The 16,086-nt window shown below is 60.2% G+C and carries 12 protein-coding genes; 9 read left to right on the top strand and 3 right to left on the bottom strand.

The window, feature by feature from the left end; genetic code table 11:
* Nucleotides 1-227: 227 nt before the first annotated feature.
* Complete coding sequence (gene dtd, locus AC4ANE_RS01925) at nucleotides 228-665, bottom strand: D-aminoacyl-tRNA deacylase (protein WP_002551622.1); 438 nt, start codon at nucleotides 663-665, stop codon at nucleotides 228-230.
* A gap of 39 nt (nucleotides 666-704) precedes the next feature.
* Nucleotides 705-1,676 (bottom strand): prolyl aminopeptidase, encoded by a 972-nt coding sequence (gene pip / locus AC4ANE_RS01920; protein ID WP_005730969.1) that lies wholly within the window; start codon nucleotides 1,674-1,676, stop codon nucleotides 705-707.
* Nucleotides 1,677-1,955: 279 nt separating this feature from the next.
* Between pip and AC4ANE_RS01915 the strand changes: the two genes are divergently transcribed.
* The 6 genes from AC4ANE_RS01915 (at nucleotide 1,956) to AC4ANE_RS01890 (ending at nucleotide 11,084) form a co-directional block, all read left to right on the top strand.
* A complete protein-coding gene (locus AC4ANE_RS01915) occupies nucleotides 1,956-4,406 on the top strand; it encodes a glycogen/starch/alpha-glucan phosphorylase (protein WP_002551620.1) in 2,451 nt (816 codons plus the stop codon).
* 254 nt (nucleotides 4,407-4,660) lie between these two features.
* Nucleotides 4,661-7,465 carry a DUF2339 domain-containing protein gene (locus AC4ANE_RS01910; protein WP_031597672.1) on the top strand — a complete coding sequence of 935 codons (2,805 nt, stop codon included), beginning with the start codon at nucleotides 4,661-4,663 and terminating at the stop codon, nucleotides 7,463-7,465.
* 26 nt (nucleotides 7,466-7,491) lie between these two features.
* A complete protein-coding gene (locus tag AC4ANE_RS01905; RefSeq protein WP_031597673.1) occupies nucleotides 7,492-8,841 on the top strand; it encodes a DUF3999 domain-containing protein in 1,350 nt (449 codons plus the stop codon).
* A gap of 134 nt (nucleotides 8,842-8,975) precedes the next feature.
* Nucleotides 8,976-10,007 (top strand): class 1 fructose-bisphosphatase, encoded by a 1,032-nt coding sequence (locus AC4ANE_RS01900; RefSeq protein ID WP_460408679.1) that lies wholly within the window; start codon nucleotides 8,976-8,978, stop codon nucleotides 10,005-10,007.
* A gap of 240 nt (nucleotides 10,008-10,247) precedes the next feature.
* Nucleotides 10,248-10,502, top strand: a complete 255-nt coding sequence (gene bamE, locus AC4ANE_RS01895) for an outer membrane protein assembly factor BamE domain-containing protein (RefSeq protein WP_002551616.1) — start codon at nucleotides 10,248-10,250, stop codon at nucleotides 10,500-10,502.
* 3 nt (nucleotides 10,503-10,505) lie between these two features.
* Nucleotides 10,506-11,084 carry a lipocalin family protein gene (locus AC4ANE_RS01890; protein ID WP_002551615.1) on the top strand — a complete coding sequence of 193 codons (579 nt, stop codon included), beginning with the start codon at nucleotides 10,506-10,508 and terminating at the stop codon, nucleotides 11,082-11,084.
* Between the two features lie 808 nt (nucleotides 11,085-11,892).
* Here AC4ANE_RS01890 and AC4ANE_RS01885 read toward each other — a convergent pair.
* Nucleotides 11,893-13,257 (bottom strand): formimidoylglutamate deiminase, encoded by a 1,365-nt coding sequence (locus tag AC4ANE_RS01885; protein WP_460408677.1) that lies wholly within the window; start codon nucleotides 13,255-13,257, stop codon nucleotides 11,893-11,895.
* Between the two features lie 202 nt (nucleotides 13,258-13,459).
* Between AC4ANE_RS01885 and hutC the strand changes: the two genes are divergently transcribed.
* The 3 genes from hutC to nhaA are packed head-to-tail and all read left to right on the top strand — an operon-like array spanning nucleotide 13,460 to nucleotide 15,989.
* Nucleotides 13,460-14,170 carry a histidine utilization transcriptional repressor HutC gene (hutC, locus tag AC4ANE_RS01880; protein ID WP_161796169.1) on the top strand — a complete coding sequence of 237 codons (711 nt, stop codon included), beginning with the start codon at nucleotides 13,460-13,462 and terminating at the stop codon, nucleotides 14,168-14,170.
* Nucleotides 14,167-14,763, top strand: coding sequence for a HutD/Ves family protein (locus tag AC4ANE_RS01875; RefSeq protein WP_002551612.1), 597 nt, complete (start codon nucleotides 14,167-14,169; stop codon nucleotides 14,761-14,763). Before hutC ends, AC4ANE_RS01875 begins: the two co-directional genes overlap by 4 nt.
* A gap of 50 nt (nucleotides 14,764-14,813) precedes the next feature.
* Nucleotides 14,814-15,989 (top strand): Na+/H+ antiporter NhaA, encoded by a 1,176-nt coding sequence (nhaA, locus tag AC4ANE_RS01870; protein ID WP_002551611.1) that lies wholly within the window; start codon nucleotides 14,814-14,816, stop codon nucleotides 15,987-15,989.
* The last annotated feature ends 97 nt before the right edge of the window (nucleotides 15,990-16,086 follow it).

Raw genomic sequence — 16,086 nt, 5'->3', positions numbered from 1 at the left:
GCCAGCTATCAATGCCGGGTTGGCGAGCATTGTTCCGACTCCGAATGGGCTTAATGATTCCCCAACCCGGTGCCAGAACCGCTTTTGTCATACCAAATGGACCAACAGTGTCGATCCCCGTAACGCGCGATTATCCAGCAGCGCGCGCCACAACGCATCAGGTATGACAAAGAAATTTATTTCCCGTGCGACCGGAAAATTCAGGGGAGAAACGATGAAATCGTAGCTTATGTATCGAACAAAAATATCACTGGGCCATCATTTATCAAATGCACTTGCATGTCCGCACCAAATTGGCCCGCAGCCACAGTGGTATGCGCGATTCTGGCCTGACTCAATAGATAGTCGAACAGCTCGGCGCCCAGCGCTGGAGCAGCGGCTTTCGAGAACCCCGCACGCAACCCGCTTTTGGTATCCGCGGCCAGCGTGAACTGCGAAACCAGCAACAAGCCACCGCCTACCTCGCGCAAGGATAGATTCATCTTGCCGTCGGCATCGCTGAACACTCGATAATTAAGCAGCTTGTGCAGCAACTTATCGGCACTGGCGCGGGTGTCTTGAGGCTCTATGCCCACCAGCACCAATATGCCCTGATCGATAGCACCGACAACTTCGCCGCCCACCTCAACGCGTGCGTTTCGCACGCGCTGCAACAAACCTTTCATAAATGCCTTTCCAGACTCAAAACCAATACCAGGCTGCTGTCATGCTTCTTCGGGCGGGAGGTCGAGCAGGTTGCGCGCAATTTCTGCAGCGGCACGCACCAGCGCATCGGCGATACCGGATTCCGACGCCGAATGGCCAGCCTCACGAATGACCTGCAGTTCGCTGCCGGGCCAGTTCTGATGCAACTCCCAGGCATTATCCAGCGGGCAGATGACGTCATAACGACCGTGAACGATGATTGCCGGCAGGTGCGCGATCTTTGGCATGTCGCGAATCAACTGGTTTTCCTCAAGGAACGCCTTGTTCATGAAGTAATGGCATTCGATGCGCGCAATGGACAGCGCACGGTGCGGTTCGGCGAAGCGATCGACCACTTGCGGGTTGGGGCGCAAGGTTGCACAACGCCCTTCCCAGGTCGACCAGGCTTTGGCAGCGTGCATCTGGGCGATCTGGTCCGGCCCCGTGAGGCGCTTGTGGAAGGCAGCCAGTAGGTTATCGCGCTCATCCAGCGGGATCGGCGCTACATAATCCTGCCAGTAATCAGGGAACAGACGGCTGGCACCCGCTTGATAGAACCAGTCGATTTCTTGCTGACGGGCCAGGAATATGCCTCGCAGGATCAGCGCGTGTACGCGGTCTGGATGGGTCTGCGCGTAAGCCAGGGCCAGAGTCGAGCCCCACGAGCCGCCGAACAGCACCCATTTGTCGATTCCGAGGTGCTCGCGAATCCGCTCCAGGTCCTCCACCAGTTTCCAGGTGGTATTGTTCTCAAGACTGGCATGCGGTGTGGAGCGACCGCAGCCACGCTGATCGAACGTTACGATACGGTACAGGTTAGGATCGAAATAGCAGCGACTGTGCGCATCGCATCCGGAACCAGGGCCGCCATGAATGAATACCACTGGCAACCCTTCTGGCGAGCCACTTTCATCGACGTAAAGCACATGCGGTTGTTCCACGGCCAGATCGTGCCGAGCGTAGGGTTTGATCTGCGGGTACAAAGTCTGCATAAGTGCTCCATAAGTCCAGTTCAGAGGCTTCTATTATTCTGCCGTTGGCATCATAAACCCGAAACGAAGAATCAGCATGCTGCACGTCATTGATCGGGATGGAACGATCGATGCAAGCGTTTTGCCAATTTGGTCAGCGCGCGAACCAGAGCCGTTGCCCTGGGTCGAAGCGAGGGCGCTGCCTTCAATTATTTCTACTATTTTCAGGAAATAACTGACGACACGCCTACAGTCTAAGAATCCCGTTTTCCATTCGTCAGACTACTTGAGGTTGTACCGATGTCTCAGGAACCACTTGTTCGTGACGCTGATGTGGCTGCTTTCCGCGCCGCTGTGCTCGCCAAACTCACCTATTCGGTGGGCAAGGACCCCGACCATGCGTTTGAGCATGACTGGTTTGAAGCTGTTGCCCTTGCCGCCCGCGACCACATGGTCGAACACTGGATGGACCACACGCGACAGATTTATCGCAAGGTCCAGAAGCGCGTTTACTACCTGTCTCTGGAATTCCTCATTGGCCGACTGCTCTACGACAGCCTGAGCAACCTCGGCCTGCTGGAAGTGGCTCGCGAAGCATTGACCGAGCTGGGTGTGGATATCGAACGTATCCGCTTGCTTGAACCGGATGCTGCGCTGGGCAACGGCGGCCTGGGTCGTCTGGCAGCGTGCTTCATGGAAAGCATGTCGACCCTGGGCATTGCCGGGCACGGTTATGGGATTCGTTACGAGCACGGGCTGTTTCGTCAGGGCATCGTCGACGGCTGGCAGCAGGAACAGACCGAAAACTGGCTGGACTTCGGCAACCCGTGGGAATTCGAGCGTCCTGAGGTGGTTTACTCCATCGGTTTCAGTGGCAGCGTCGACACTGTGGTGACCGAAGCGGGCGACTCGCGTCAGGTCTGGCGTCCGGGCGAAACCGTTCGGGCCATTGCTTACGACACCCCTGTGGTCGGCTGGCGCGGGAAAAGCGTCAACACCCTGCGCTTGTGGCGCGCCCGTGCGGTGGAAGACCTGCATCTGGAACGCTTCAACGCTGGCGACCACTTTGGCGCCGTCGCCGAAGTAGTGCGCGCCGAAAGTATTTCCCGCGTGCTGTACCCGAACGATGCAACCGAAGCGGGCCAGGAACTGCGCCTGCGCCAGGAATACTTCTTTGTTTCCGCATCGCTGCAGGATTTGCTGCGCCGCCATCTGAACCAGCACGCCACGCTGACCGATCTGCCAGACCATGCAGCGATTCAGATGAACGACACGCACCCGTCCATTGCAGTGGCCGAGCTGATGCGTCAGTTGATCGACAACCACAACATCCCGTGGGACACCGCCTGGAAAATCACCGTCGGCACCCTTGGCTACACCAACCATACGCTGCTGCCGGAAGCGCTGGAGACCTGGTCGGTCGGCCTGATGGAGCGGATGCTGCCGCGCCACATGCAGATCATCTACCTGATCAACGCACAACACATCGACACACTGCGCGCCAAAGGCGTCGACGACGTCAACGTGCTGCGTGCGGTATCGCTGATCGAAGAAGACAATGGTCGTCGGGTACGCATGGGCAACCTGGCGTTCCTCGGCTCGCACAGCGTCAATGGCGTTTCGGCGCTGCATACCCAACTGATGCGCAAGACCGTGTTTGCCGAGCTGCACAAGATCTATCCGGAGCGGATCAACAACAAGACCAACGGCATCACCTTCCGCCGCTGGCTGTTCCAGGCCAACCCGAAGCTGACCGAAATGCTCGTCGAAGCGCTGGGTGAGGACGTTCTGGATAATGCCGAGACTCGCCTCAAAGAGCTTGAGCCGTTCGCCGATAAGTCTTCGTTCCGCAAGCAGATGGCCGACCAACGCCTGCACAGCAAGCGCGCACTGGCAGCGATCATTCATGAACGCTTGGGTATTGCCGTCAATCCTGCAGCGATGTTCGACGTCCAGGTCAAACGGATTCACGAATACAAACGCCAGTTGCTGAACCTGTTCCACACCGTCGCGCTGTATCAGGCGATTCGTGCCGAGCCAGGCACAGACTGGGTTCCGCGGGTGAAGATCTTCGCTGGCAAGGCGGCGGCCAGTTATCACTCGGCCAAGCTGATTATCAAGCTGACCAACGATATCGCCCGGACCGTGAACAACGACCCGACGGTGCGTGGCCTGCTGAAAGTGGTGTTCATGCCCAACTACAACGTCAGTCTGGCGGAGAGCATCATCCCGGCAGCCGACCTGTCCGAGCAGATTTCCACGGCAGGCCTGGAAGCTTCAGGGACCAGTAACATGAAGTTCGGCCTCAACGGCGCACTGACCATCGGCACGCTGGACGGTGCCAACGTGGAAATGAGCGAGCAGGTCGGGCTGGAGCACATGTTCATCTTCGGCATGTCCTCGCAACAGGTCGAAGCCCGCAAGCGCGCAGGCGAATTCAACGCACATGGAGACGTGGCGGCATCGGGGCGTTTGAACGATGTACTACAAGCGATTCGTGGTGGCGTGTTCTCGCCGGATGATCCGAACCGTTACGTGGGACTGATCGATCAGCTGCTGGATTATGACCGCTTCCTGGTCTGTGCCGACTTCGATTCGTACTGGGCAGCACAGGCCAAAGTCGAGGAACGCTGGCACGATTCCAAGGAATGGTGGCGCTCGGCGGTGCTCAACACCGCACGCATGGGCTGGTTCTCTTCGGACCGGACTATTCGCGAGTACGCCGGCGACATCTGGAAGGCGCTGGACTGACTCGGAGCCTGAACATACTTACACAACCCCCGTGGGAGCGAGCTTGCTCGCGAAGAGGCCATTAAGGTCTCCGCAAAGAAGGCGCTCGAAACGACGCCTTCGTGAGCAAGCTCACTCCCACAAGCGCCTCAAGGATCTGTCTCAGTCCTGCAGAGACTCTGGTGCCCCCCGGCATAAAACATTACAAACGATGTCCGCCCGCCCCTATATACTGCGCTCGATGAACCTTCACACATCGAAAAGGATGTCGTCGCGTGCTTTGGATTTGTCTGGTGGTGGGCGGTGCAGCGCTGGGCTACGCGCTGAGCTATGACGAGTGGGCAGGTGCGCTGATCGGCGCAGTCATGGGCTGGGCCGTCTGGGCAGGCATTCGCATGCGCCTGCTTGGCAGGCAATCCGCCGACCAACTGCAACAACTGCTCGCAACCCGCCAATCCCTCGACGCCGTTCAACAGCGCCTGAGCGTGCTCGAACGTCAGTCCGCGCCCGGCGTGCCACCTGCGCAGGACGCCGCACCGCTCCCAGTGGATGCGGTCATTATCGAGACACCCACTGAAGGCCCAGAGCTGATCTGGGACTTGCCGGACGAAGAGCCGCAGGTAGCAAAGCCTGTCGAACCCGCTCCCGATATCCACCAGCCTTCAAAGGCCGCTCAGCCCAATCTGCTGGACAGCGCCATCAATCGCGCAAAAGACTGGCTGCTGGGCGGCAATACGGTACTGCGCGTGGGCGTAGTGGTGCTGTTTCTCGGGCTGGCCTTTCTGTTGCGCTACGCCACCGAAGGCATGGTCGTACCGATTGAAGCACGCTACGCCGCAGTCGCCGCCAGCGCGCTGGCCTTGCTCGGTCTGGGTTGGTGGCTGCGTTTGCGCAACGGTCCTTACGCGCTGATGTTGCAAGGCGCAGGCGTAGGCGTGCTATACCTGACCGTCTTTGCGGCGATGAAATTGCACGCCCTGCTCGATCCGGCACCGGGCTTTGTGCTGCTGGTAGCGATCACCGCTTTCTCGGCCATTCTGGCGTTGACACAGAATGCTCTGGCCCTGGCCTGCGCCGGTGCGCTGGGTGGATTCGCAGCACCACTGCTTGCTTCGACCGGGCAAGGCAGCCACATCTCGCTGTTCAGTTACTTTGCCCTGCTCAACGCGGGCATCATTGCCATCGCCTGGTTCAAGGCCTGGCGTATTCTCAACCTGATCGGCTTTTTCGGCACTTTCGGCATCGGTTTCGCCTGGGGCATACGGGCTTACACCCCCGAGCTGTTCTGGAGCACCGAGCCCTTTCTGATTCTGTTCTTTGTGATGTACCTGGCCATCGGCCTGCTGTTTGCGCGTCGCAAGCTGCTGGAACTCACTGACGCGCCACCGGATGCCAGTCGCGAAACACTGCTGCGCTGGTCGGCACGTCAGGGTGATTACGTCGACGGCACCCTGCTGTTTGGCACGCCAATCGTCGGGTTCGGCCTGCAATACGCGCTGGTCGAACACCTTGAGTTCGGTGCCGCGCTCAGCGCGCTCGCGCTGGGCCTGATCTACATGGGTCTGGCACGCTGGCTGGCGGCACGTGCGAACGGCCGAACCGTTTTGTTGATGGAAACCTGCCTGGCGCTGGGCGTGGTGTTTGCCACGCTGGCCATCCCGCTGAGTCTCGGTTCGCAATGGACGACCTGCGCGTGGGCCGTGGAAGGCGCAGCGGTTTTCTGGCTGGGCCTGCGCCAGCATCGCAAACTGGCCCAGGTTTTCGGCCTGGTGTTGCAGGTGTGCGCCAGCGCAATGCTGATCAGTGATTCAGACAATTCCAGCTGGGCTGGCGACTACTGGACACCGATGATTCTGGCCATCGCGGCCCTGATCAGCGCCTGGAGCGTGTTCCGTTTCAACACCCTGATGATCATCGATCAGAAAATCGCCAGAACGGTACTGACGATATGGGGCGCGATCTGGTGGGCGGCTTCATTGATCAGCGTCGTGCAACTGTACGCACCGAACAGCGTGCAGACGCCACTGCTGTTGATCGCGGCTGCGCTCAGCGTAGCTATCTGGGCAGTGCTGGCCCTGCGTTTGCACTGGCCAGACCTCGCCGTATTGTGCAGCGTACTCACCCCAGTCAGCGCCCTTCTGTTACTGGGCTCGCTGAGTGAGCATTACCACCCGGCCGCGAACTGGGGCTGGCTGGCCTGGGCAGCCGTGTTCGCCATGCATCTGCTGACCTTGCACTATCTGGCAGACACGCTGCCGATCCTCGCGCAACGTATCGCTCACACCACAGGCTGCCTGTTGATCATCAGCGTACTGGCACTGGAATTGCGTTTCGGCCTGTTGCAGCTGTCCGAGTCTTACAACGCCTGGCGCTGGCTGGGCTGGGCGATTCTGCCCAGCCTGTTCCTGCTGGCGATGAGCTCAGAGCGTCAGTGGCCATGGCCGGTGAAGGCTTGCCCCGAGGCCTACCGTGTCGGGGCCGCGGCACCACTGGCGGCATTGATGCTGGCGTGGTTCTGGCTGGCGAACACGTTCAGCGACGGTGCGGCGGAACCGCTGCCCTATATCCCGCTGCTCAACCCGCTGGAAATCGGCCTGCTGCTGGCTCTGGCCGGGGTATGCCTGTGGATGCGCAAGTACCTCACACGCCCTCGCAATGCTGCCTTGCTGGTGGCAGGCGCTTCACTGTTTGCACTCGTCACGGCAATGGTCATGCGCACGGCCCATCATTGGGCTCAAGTGCCGTGGCACACCGAGGCGCTGCTTGAGTCGATGCGCGTTCAGGCCGGGTTATCGATCGTCTGGACGCTGATGGCACTGGCCCTGATGATCGGCGGTCACATGCGCAGCAACCGCGAGCTCTGGCTGGGCGGCGCAGCATTGATCGGCGTGGTGGTGATCAAGCTGTTCTTCGTCGAGCTGAGCAACCGTGGCGGCATGGAGCGAATCGTCTCGTTCATCGGTGTTGGCATTCTGCTACTGGTGGTGGGATATTTCGCACCATTGCCGCCGAAACACTCTGCCAGAGAGGTCGGCGAAGAACCCGGCCCAGGCCCGACCGCCGCGCCGGATAAGCTATGAGGAAAACGTTCTTGAGTCATCCCGCCATGAAGATCGCCGTGCTTGGCCTGGCCTTGTGCACGGCGATAACTGCCGTCGCCCAGGACAAACCGACGGACTTTGCCAGCCAGACCCCACTGAGCCTCAGCGGCGACGGGCCTTGGTATCGCATCGAGTTACCGCTTGCCGTGCAGTTGAATGCCCGGCAGAGCGACCTGGGTGATCTGCGCGTGTTCAATGCCGAAGGCCAGCCGCAGGCTTATTCGATCACGCCGCGACAGCCTGCACGCGAGCAGGAACCCACGCCAATCCCGGTCAAATGGTTTGCCCTTTACAGCACGCAGGAAGCAGGCGATGCCGCGCCGGTCATCCGTATCGAGCGCTCAAGCAACGGCAGCGTGATCGAGGTCCAGCCGCAAAGCGATATCGAGGCTGGTGAAGAAGTGCTGCGCGGCTGGTTGCTGGACACCAGCGCGATCAAGGCGCCACTGGAGCAGCTGGTGATCGACTGGAGCACCGAGCGTGAAGGTTTCCAGAACTTCAGCATCGAAGCCAGCGATGACCTGCAGCACTGGCGCAACTGGGGCGAAGGGCAGGTTGCCCGGCTGTCATTTGCCGACGAAGTGATCGAGCAACTTGAAGTCGGCCTGCCCGGCCAGAGCGCCCGCTACCTGCGTCTGTTGTGGCGCGCCCCGCACAGCGCCCCCCTGTTGATCTCCGCCCACCTGCTCAGCGCCAGCACTGAAAGCCCGACCCCGCCGCTGACCTGGTCGCCACCGGTCAAGGGCGTCGTCGAAAGCCCCAACGAATATGTCTGGCAACTGCCGAGCGGCTTGCCGGTAGGGCGCGTCAAGGTCGATATTGCCCAGCCAAACAGCCTCGCACCGGCGACGCTTTACGGTCGGATGGACGCGAAACAACCCTGGCAGCCGATCAGCAGTGGCCTGTTGTACCGGTTATCGCAGAACAACAGCGATGTCTTGCAGGACCAGCTGCAATTGTCCGGGCGCATCGTTCAACAGCTAAAACTGGTGGTGGATGATCGCGGCGGCGGGCTGGGCAGTGAAGCGCCGCAGTTGAGCGTGGCCGTGCCTGCCACGGAAATCGTATTCCTGGCACGCGGTGAAGGGCCCTTCACGCTGGCCATCGGCAACCCGAACGTCAAAGCGGCGAACCTGTCGCTGGCCACCCTGATCCCCGACTTGAGTCCGGAAAAACTGGCCTCGCTCGGGACAGCGGAACCCGCTACGGCATCTGTTGCCAACATGGCAGCTGCGCCGATAGCGGTGCCGCAGAGCATGGACTTCAAACGCCTCGGGCTTTGGGCTGTTCTGCTGCTCGGGGTACTGTTTCTGGGCTGGATGGCGTTCAGCACGCTGCGCGCATCAAAACGCTGAAACACACAGGCTGTCGGGTGCGCTTTGCCCGACATCTGAACTGAAACAGTCATAAGCCAGTCTGATAGCAGTATTACGTCGCCACTCGCGTTAAACTGCGCGGGTTTTCATACCCCCTATTTTCGGAGCTATCCATGTCCCGCGTTACACTAAGTCGTTACTTGATTGAGCAGACTCGCAGCAACATTGAGCAGACTCGCAGCAACAACACCCCTGCCGATCTGCGCTTCCTGATCGAAGTTGTGGCGCGCGCATGCAAGGAAATCAGCCACGCCGTCTCCAAAGGCGCGCTGGGCGGCGTACTTGGCAGCATGGGCACCGAAAACGTTCAGGGCGAAGTGCAGAAAAAGCTCGATGTGATCTCCAACGAGATCCTGCTCGAGGCCAACGAATGGGGCGGTCACCTGGCCGGCATGGCGTCCGAAGAAATGGACAACGCCTACCAGATCCCGGGCAAATACCCGAAGGGCGCGTACCTGCTGGTTTTCGACCCGCTGGACGGCTCGTCGAACATCGACATCAACGCTCCGGTCGGCACCATCTTTTCGGTACTGCGTTGCCCGAACGAATACCTCAGCCAGAACGAAGCGCTGAATGAAAAGGCCTTCCTGCAGCCGGGCACCGAACAGGTCGCCGCCGGTTACGCCATCTACGGCCCGCAGACCATGCTGGTGCTGACCCTGGGCGACGGAGTGAAAGGCTTCACCCTGGACCGCGAAATGGGCAGCTTCGTGCTCACTCACGAAGACATCAAAATCCCGGAGTCCACCCAGGAATTCGCGATCAACATGTCCAACCAGCGCCACTGGGAAGCCCCGGTACAGCGCTACGTGAACGAGTTGCTGGCCGGTGCAGACGGCCCGTTGAAAAAGAACTACAACATGCGCTGGGTCGCTGCGATGGTGGCCGACGTGCACCGTATCCTGACCCGTGGCGGTCTGTTCATGTATCCGCGCGACAGCCGCGAGCCTTCCAAGCCGGGCAAACTGCGTCTGATGTATGAAGCCAACCCGATGTCCTTCCTGGTCGAGCAGGCTGGCGGCGCGTCCACCGACGGTCATCAGCGCATTCTCGACATTCAGCCGGAAGGCCTGCACCAGCGCGTAGCGGTGTACCTGGGTTCGAAAGAAGAAGTCGAGCGCGCTACTGCGTATCACAAAGAGTAAGAAGGCTTGCTGTGCGCCAGTGGTGATTCGGCCCGTCTGAATCACCACCCGGCGACAGGCAAACGAGCATTCGATGTTGCGTTCGGCACAGGCCTGCGGGCCAACCATCTGATCTACGGCATAAATCCTTGCGCCGTCCGGGAACCAGATTCCCTTTTTCTCTTCTAAGCTTGCGGTACTGCGCCAGCCTGCCTCCGCTTGCACTGCGACGCGACCCCCTTCCGTTCAGGAGCTACACCCATGTCCTTGCGCACTGTCGCGTTACTCTCGTTCTGCGTATTTCTGGCTGCCTGCAGCAAGATCACCCAGGAAAACTACTCGAAAATTTCAGCCGGCATGCCCAAGGCACAGGTCGAATCCTTGCTGGGCAGCCCGACGGAATGCTCCGGCGCACTGGGCATGTCCAGTTGCACATGGGGTGACCAGAACACCTTTATCAGCGTGCAGTATGCGGCAGACAAGGTTGTCCTGTTCTCGGGTCAGGGTCTGAAATAAAACATGATCAAGGTACTGGTACGTTTCGGAATTTTTGTCATGGCCAGCTTTCTGGCCATCGGTTTTGCCCACTCGGCTGACAACCTCGAGCCAAGGACAGTCGACAGCGTCGACCTCAAGCAGTATCAGGGCACCTGGTACGAGATCGCCCGCCTGCCAATGTTTTTCCAGCGCAAGTGCGCCCAGTCCGAGGCGCTTTACGCGCTCAAGGACGACGGCAACATTGCAGTGACCAACCGTTGCCGCACTATCGAGGGCAAGTGGGAAGAAGCAAAGGGCACTGCCTCGCCCCAAGTACCGGGCAAGACCGACAAGCTGTGGGTAGTGTTCGATAACTGGTTCTCGCGCCTGCTGCCGGGCGTTGCCAAGGGTGACTACTGGATTCTGGACGTCAGCGAAGGCTACCGGACCGCCGTGGTCGGCAACCCGGACCGCAAATACCTGTGGCTGCTGTCGCGCACGCCGACAGTGTCTGCATCGGTCAAGGAAAACATGCTGAGCAAGGCTCGCCAGCAAGGCTACGACACCTCCCGCCTGATCTGGCGCGAAGATGATTCGAAGATCGGCAAGGGCGAGAAGTAAGCGGACTCCGCTTATTGTGCTCACGCTTGATCATTGTGCGACGCTCTGCGTCGCATGCCTTTCTGGACGCTCCGCGTCCGATTTTCGATTGGCGGCGCGACGCAGATTTGTGACGCGGAGCGTCACCCACGGCATTCCCACGCTGGAGCGTGAGGAACGATGAGCGTCGTGGCTGGAAAGTGAGGAACGCCAAGCGTCCGCAAGAACACTATCGTGCCCATACTCCGCGTGGGCATGCCGTTCTGGACGCTCCGCGTCCGATTTTCGATGGGCGGCGCGGCGCAGATTTGTGACGCGGAGCGTCACCCACAGCATTCCCACGCTGGAGCGTGAGGAACGATAAGCGTCGTGGCTGGAAAGTGAGGAACGCCAAGCGTCCGCAAGAACACTATCGTGCCCATACTCCGCGTGGGCATGCCGTTCTGGACGCTCCGCGTCCGATTTTCGATGGGCGGCGCGGCGCAGATTTGTGACGCGGAGCGTCACCCACAGCATTCCCACGCTGGAGCGTGAGGAACGATAAGCGTCGTGGCTGGAAAGTGAGGAACGCCAAGCGTCCGCAAGAACACTATCGCGCCCATGCTCCGCGTGGGTATGCCGTTCTGGACGCTCCGCGTCCGATTTTCGATGGGCGGCGCGGCGCAGATTTGTGACGCGGAGCGTCACCCACAGCATTCCCACGCTGGAGCGTGAGGAACGATAAGCGTCGTGGCTGGAAAGTGAGGAACGCCAAGCGTCCGCAAGGACACTATCGTGCCCATGCTCCGCGTGGGCATGCCGTTCTTGACGCTCTGCGTCCTCTCTTGCATCAGCCGAGCAATTCCCTCAATACCTGCGCGAACTCGCGGTTGCTTTGCTCTTCTGCGGCATGTCGCCCTTCGCGTATGACCCAGCGCCCATTCACGGCTACGTCGCGAATCTGTCGGTCGCTGCCGGCGAACAGCCAGCGGTTGAGGATGGCGTCGCCCGAAGCCGTGGCGATGTACGGGTCGTTGCCATCCAGCACCAGCCAGTCGGCGCGTTGCCCCACTTGCAGCGTACCAACCTGCTGCCCCAACGCCTGCGCGCCACCCGCGAGCGCGGCGTCGTACAAAGTGCGGCCAACCATCGGCTGATCACTGCGATACAGCCGGTTACGACGCTGATCGCGTAGACGCTGGCCGTACTCCAGCCAGCGCAACTCCTCGACCACGCTGAGCGAAACGTGACTGTCCGAGCCAATTCCCCACCGGCCACCCTGGGCAATGTAGTCCACCGCCGGAAAGATACCGTCGCCCAGATTGGCCTCGGTGGTCAGGCATAACCCGGCCACCGCGCCACTTTGCGCCATCAGTTGCACCTCATCTGCCTCGGCGTGGGTCGCATGCACCAAGCACCAGCGGTTATCCACAGGGGCATTTTCATACAGCCATTGCAGCGGACGCCGACCGCTCCAGCTCAGGCAGTCATCGACTTCCTTCTGCTGTTCCGCAATATGAATATGCACAGGGCACTGCTGGTCGCTGGCCGCCAGTGCTTCACTGATCTGCTGTGGCGTCACCGCACGCAGCGAGTGGAAGCACAGACCCAACTGCTGCGTGGGCTGAGCCGCCAGAAGCGGGCGTAGACGAGCCTGCAAATCCAGATAGCTGTCAGTGCTGTGGATAAACCGCCGCTGCCCTTCGTTGGGTGCCTGCCCGCCAAACCCCGAGTGGCTGTAAAGCACCGGCAGCAGGGTCAGGCCGATGCCGACCGAACTTGCCGCCTGACTGATCTGCACGGCCAGTTCGGCAGGATCTGCATAGGGTTTGCCATCCAGGTCCTGATGCACGTAATGAAATTCGGCAACCGAGGTGTAACCGCCCTTGAGCATTTCGATGTACAGCTGACGAGCGATAACGCCCAACTGCTGCGGGCTGATGCGCCCCACCAGGCGATACATGAGGTCGCGCCAGGTCCAGAAACTATCGTTGGGGTTGCCCGCCACTTCCGCCAGCCCGGCCATCGCCCGCTGAAACGCATGAGAGTGCAGGTTCGGCATGCCAGGCAGCAACGGGCCACTGACGATTTCGGCACCCTGCCGATCCGCATTGGCCTCGACGCGGGTCAAAACGCCTTCCTGGCTGACCTCCAGACGCACATTGTTGGCCCAGCCGTCGGGGAGTAACGCGCGCTCGGCAAAGAAGGCTGACATTGACTTCACACCTCATCACTGTAATTTGTATATACATATACAGACGTTTAAGCGACCGGTAAACCTTCGGCACGCTTGCCGAGCAGCAGGTTAATGGTTAGCGTGGCGCTCTCAGGCGTCTGAATCATCGTCAAAACGTCATTTTGAAAACAAGGACTCACACGTGTCGACTCCGCCCGCCTCTTCTTCCCTGACAGCCCAGATGGGCGAAAGTCCCGCACCCTTGTACGCCCGCGTCAAACACATGATCGCCCTGCAGATCCAGAATGGCACCTGGCCGCCGCACCATCGCGTACCGTCGGAAAGCGAGCTGGTGACGCAACTGGGTTTCAGCCGCATGACGATCAACCGCGCCCTGCGTGAGCTGACCGTTGAAGGTTTGCTGGTGCGCATGCAGGGTGTTGGCACTTTTGTCGCCGAACCCAAAAGCCAGTCGGCGCTGTTCGAAGTGCATAACATTGCTGACGAGATCGCCGCGCGCGGCCATCGCCATACCTGCAAGGTCATGGTGCTAAAGGAAGAAGCCGCAGGCTCGGAGCGCGCTCTGGCGCTGGACATGCGCGAAGGCCAGCGGGTGTTCCATTCACTGATCGTGCACTACGAGAACGACATTCCGGTACAGATCGAAGACCGCTTCGTCAACGCCCAGGTCGCCCCGGACTACCTCAGGCAGGACTTCACCCTGCAGACACCTTACGCCTATCTGTCGCAGGTTGCGCCGCTCACCGAAGGCGAGCATGTGGTCGAGGCGATCCTCGCCGAAGCCGATGAATGCACGTTGTTGCAGATCGATGCCGGAGAGCCCTGCCTGCTGATTCGTCGCCGTACCTGGTCAGGCCGCCAGCCCGTCACCGCTGCGCGCCTGATACACCCCGGCTCCCGCCATCGCCTGGAAGGACGCTTTACCAAATGAGCCAGACTCGCCTCCTGCGTGCCGTCGACTACCCGCGCATGCCGTGGAAAAACGGCGGTGGCAGCACTGAAGAAATCGCTCGCGATGCAGGCCAGGACCTCGACGGTTTCGGCTGGCGGCTGTCGATTGCCGACATTGAAACCTCGGGCGGCTTCTCGGTGTTCGCCGGTTATCAACGCATCATTACCGTCTTGCAGGGCGCGGGCATGACGCTGGACGTGGACGGTGTGTCCAGCCGCCCATTGCTGCCATCGGACCCGTTTGCGTTCAGCGGCGACAGTGAAGTCAGTTGCACACTGCTGGACGGGCCGATTCGCGACTTCAATCTGATCTATGCTCCTCATCGTTACACGGCACGCCTGCACTGGATAGACGTGCGTCATCCGCAACGGCTGTTCAGTTCAGCCAGCACCTTCGTGCTGTTCAGCATGGCCGAACAAGTAGCGATAAGCGTGAACGGCCAGCCGTGGGAAATTCTCGGTAAACTTGATTGCGCTCAAGTGGATAATTCTGGCGGTTTGCTGGAAATCGAACTGCAATCACCTCGCGCCAGTCGTTGCTGCCTGATCGAACTCACCGCCACGGGCCTGTAGACGCATTCCTGGCACCTCATAAAAAAATAGCCTTGCACTCAAGGATGACCATGACTCAAGTTTCCAACCGGGAAACGCCCAGAGGCGTTGCCGTCCTCACCCGTTTCCTCGCCTCCGAATCAGCAGGCGGCATCGTCCTGATGGCGGCGGCGCTGGCCGCCCTTATCGTCGCCAACTCTCCTCTCTCAGCGAGCTACTTCTCGATTCTGCACAGCGTCTGGCTGGGCCTGTCGGTGGAGCTGTGGATCAACGACGGGCTGATGGCCATCTTTTTTCTGATGGTCGGCCTGGAGATCAAACGCGAAGTGCTGGCCGGCGGCCTGGCAACCTGGGGACAACGCGCCCTGCCCGGCTTTGCAGCGGCGGGCGGCATGCTGGTGCCTGCGCTGATCTACATCGCGATTAACTGGGGCAACCCGCAAACCCTCAGCGGCTGGGCGATTCCAGCGGCCACCGACATCGCCTTCGCCCTCGGCGTGCTGTCGCTGCTGGGCAGTCGGGTGCCGACCTCGCTGAAGGTCTTTCTGGCCGCGCTGGCGATTCTCGATGACTTGGGTGCTGTAACCATCATCGCGTTTTTCTACAGCTCGGGGCTTAACCTGCCGATGCTGGCCGCCGCATTCGTGACCCTCGCCGTACTGATCGCGCTGAATCGCCTGAACGTCCGCCGTCTGCTGCCCTATTTGCTGCTCGGCGCACTGCTATGGTTCTTCGTCCTGCAATCGGGCGTACACGCCACGCTGGCCGGCGTGGCGCTGGCGCTGTGCATACCGATGGGCAAGCCCGAGGAGGAAGCACGCTCGCCGCTGCTGTTTCTTGAAGAAAAAATGCATTACTGGGTGGCGTTCGCTGTGGTGCCGATCTTCGGCTTTGCCAATGCGGGTGTATCGCTTTCCGGCATCACCCTGGCAAACCTGATCGACCCGGTGCCGCTGGGTGTCGCGTTGGGCCTGTTCGTCGGCAAGCAGATCGGAGTGTTCCTTGCCGCAGTGCTGGCGATTCGTGCCGGGCTGGCGACATTGCCGGAAGGCAGCAATTGGGTGCAGTTGTACGGCGTCGCTATTCTGTGCGGCATCGGCTTTACCATGAGCCTGTTCATCGGCAACCTGGCGTTTCCTGGTTCGCAGCACCTGATCGATGAAGTAAAAGTCGGTGTGCTGATCGGCTCGGGCCTCGCGGCAATTGCCGGTATTTTGCTGCTGCGCAGCCGTTTCAGCCGGCACTGAAAAAATATTTTCAAATCACTGCATCCAGATGGGTTTCTCGCGGGTAGTACATTCAGCAGCCACTTCGAGTTGCTGAGCGCGGTTAAACCCTCTGGAG

It is taken from the genome of Pseudomonas sp. Pme6b, from assembly GCF_058129925.1.
The sequence above is the reverse complement of the archived record's forward strand: the minus strand, read 5'-3'. Positions and strand labels throughout refer to the sequence as shown.

Excerpts from the sequence above, each read along its gene's own strand:
- hutC (WP_161796169.1), top strand. The coding sequence starts at position 13,460 with ATGGGCGAAAGTCCCGCACCCTTGTACGCCCGCGTCAAACACATGATC.
- AC4ANE_RS01905 (WP_031597673.1), top strand. The coding sequence starts at position 7,492 with ATGAAGATCGCCGTGCTTGGCCTGGCCTTGTGCACGGCGATAACTGCC.
- AC4ANE_RS01885 (WP_460408677.1), bottom strand. The coding sequence starts at position 13,257 with ATGTCAGCCTTCTTTGCCGAGCGCGCGTTACTCCCCGACGGCTGGGCC.
- AC4ANE_RS01915 (WP_002551620.1), top strand. The coding sequence starts at position 1,956 with ATGTCTCAGGAACCACTTGTTCGTGACGCTGATGTGGCTGCTTTCCGC.
- AC4ANE_RS01900 (WP_460408679.1), top strand. The coding sequence starts at position 8,976 with ATGTCCCGCGTTACACTAAGTCGTTACTTGATTGAGCAGACTCGCAGC.
- nhaA (WP_002551611.1), top strand. The coding sequence starts at position 14,814 with ATGACTCAAGTTTCCAACCGGGAAACGCCCAGAGGCGTTGCCGTCCTC.
- dtd (WP_002551622.1), bottom strand. The coding sequence starts at position 665 with ATGAAAGGTTTGTTGCAGCGCGTGCGAAACGCACGCGTTGAGGTGGGC.
- pip (WP_005730969.1), bottom strand. The coding sequence starts at position 1,676 with ATGCAGACTTTGTACCCGCAGATCAAACCCTACGCTCGGCACGATCTG.
- AC4ANE_RS01890 (WP_002551615.1), top strand. The coding sequence starts at position 10,506 with ATGATCAAGGTACTGGTACGTTTCGGAATTTTTGTCATGGCCAGCTTT.
- bamE (WP_002551616.1), top strand. The coding sequence starts at position 10,248 with ATGTCCTTGCGCACTGTCGCGTTACTCTCGTTCTGCGTATTTCTGGCT.
- AC4ANE_RS01875 (WP_002551612.1), top strand. The coding sequence starts at position 14,167 with ATGAGCCAGACTCGCCTCCTGCGTGCCGTCGACTACCCGCGCATGCCG.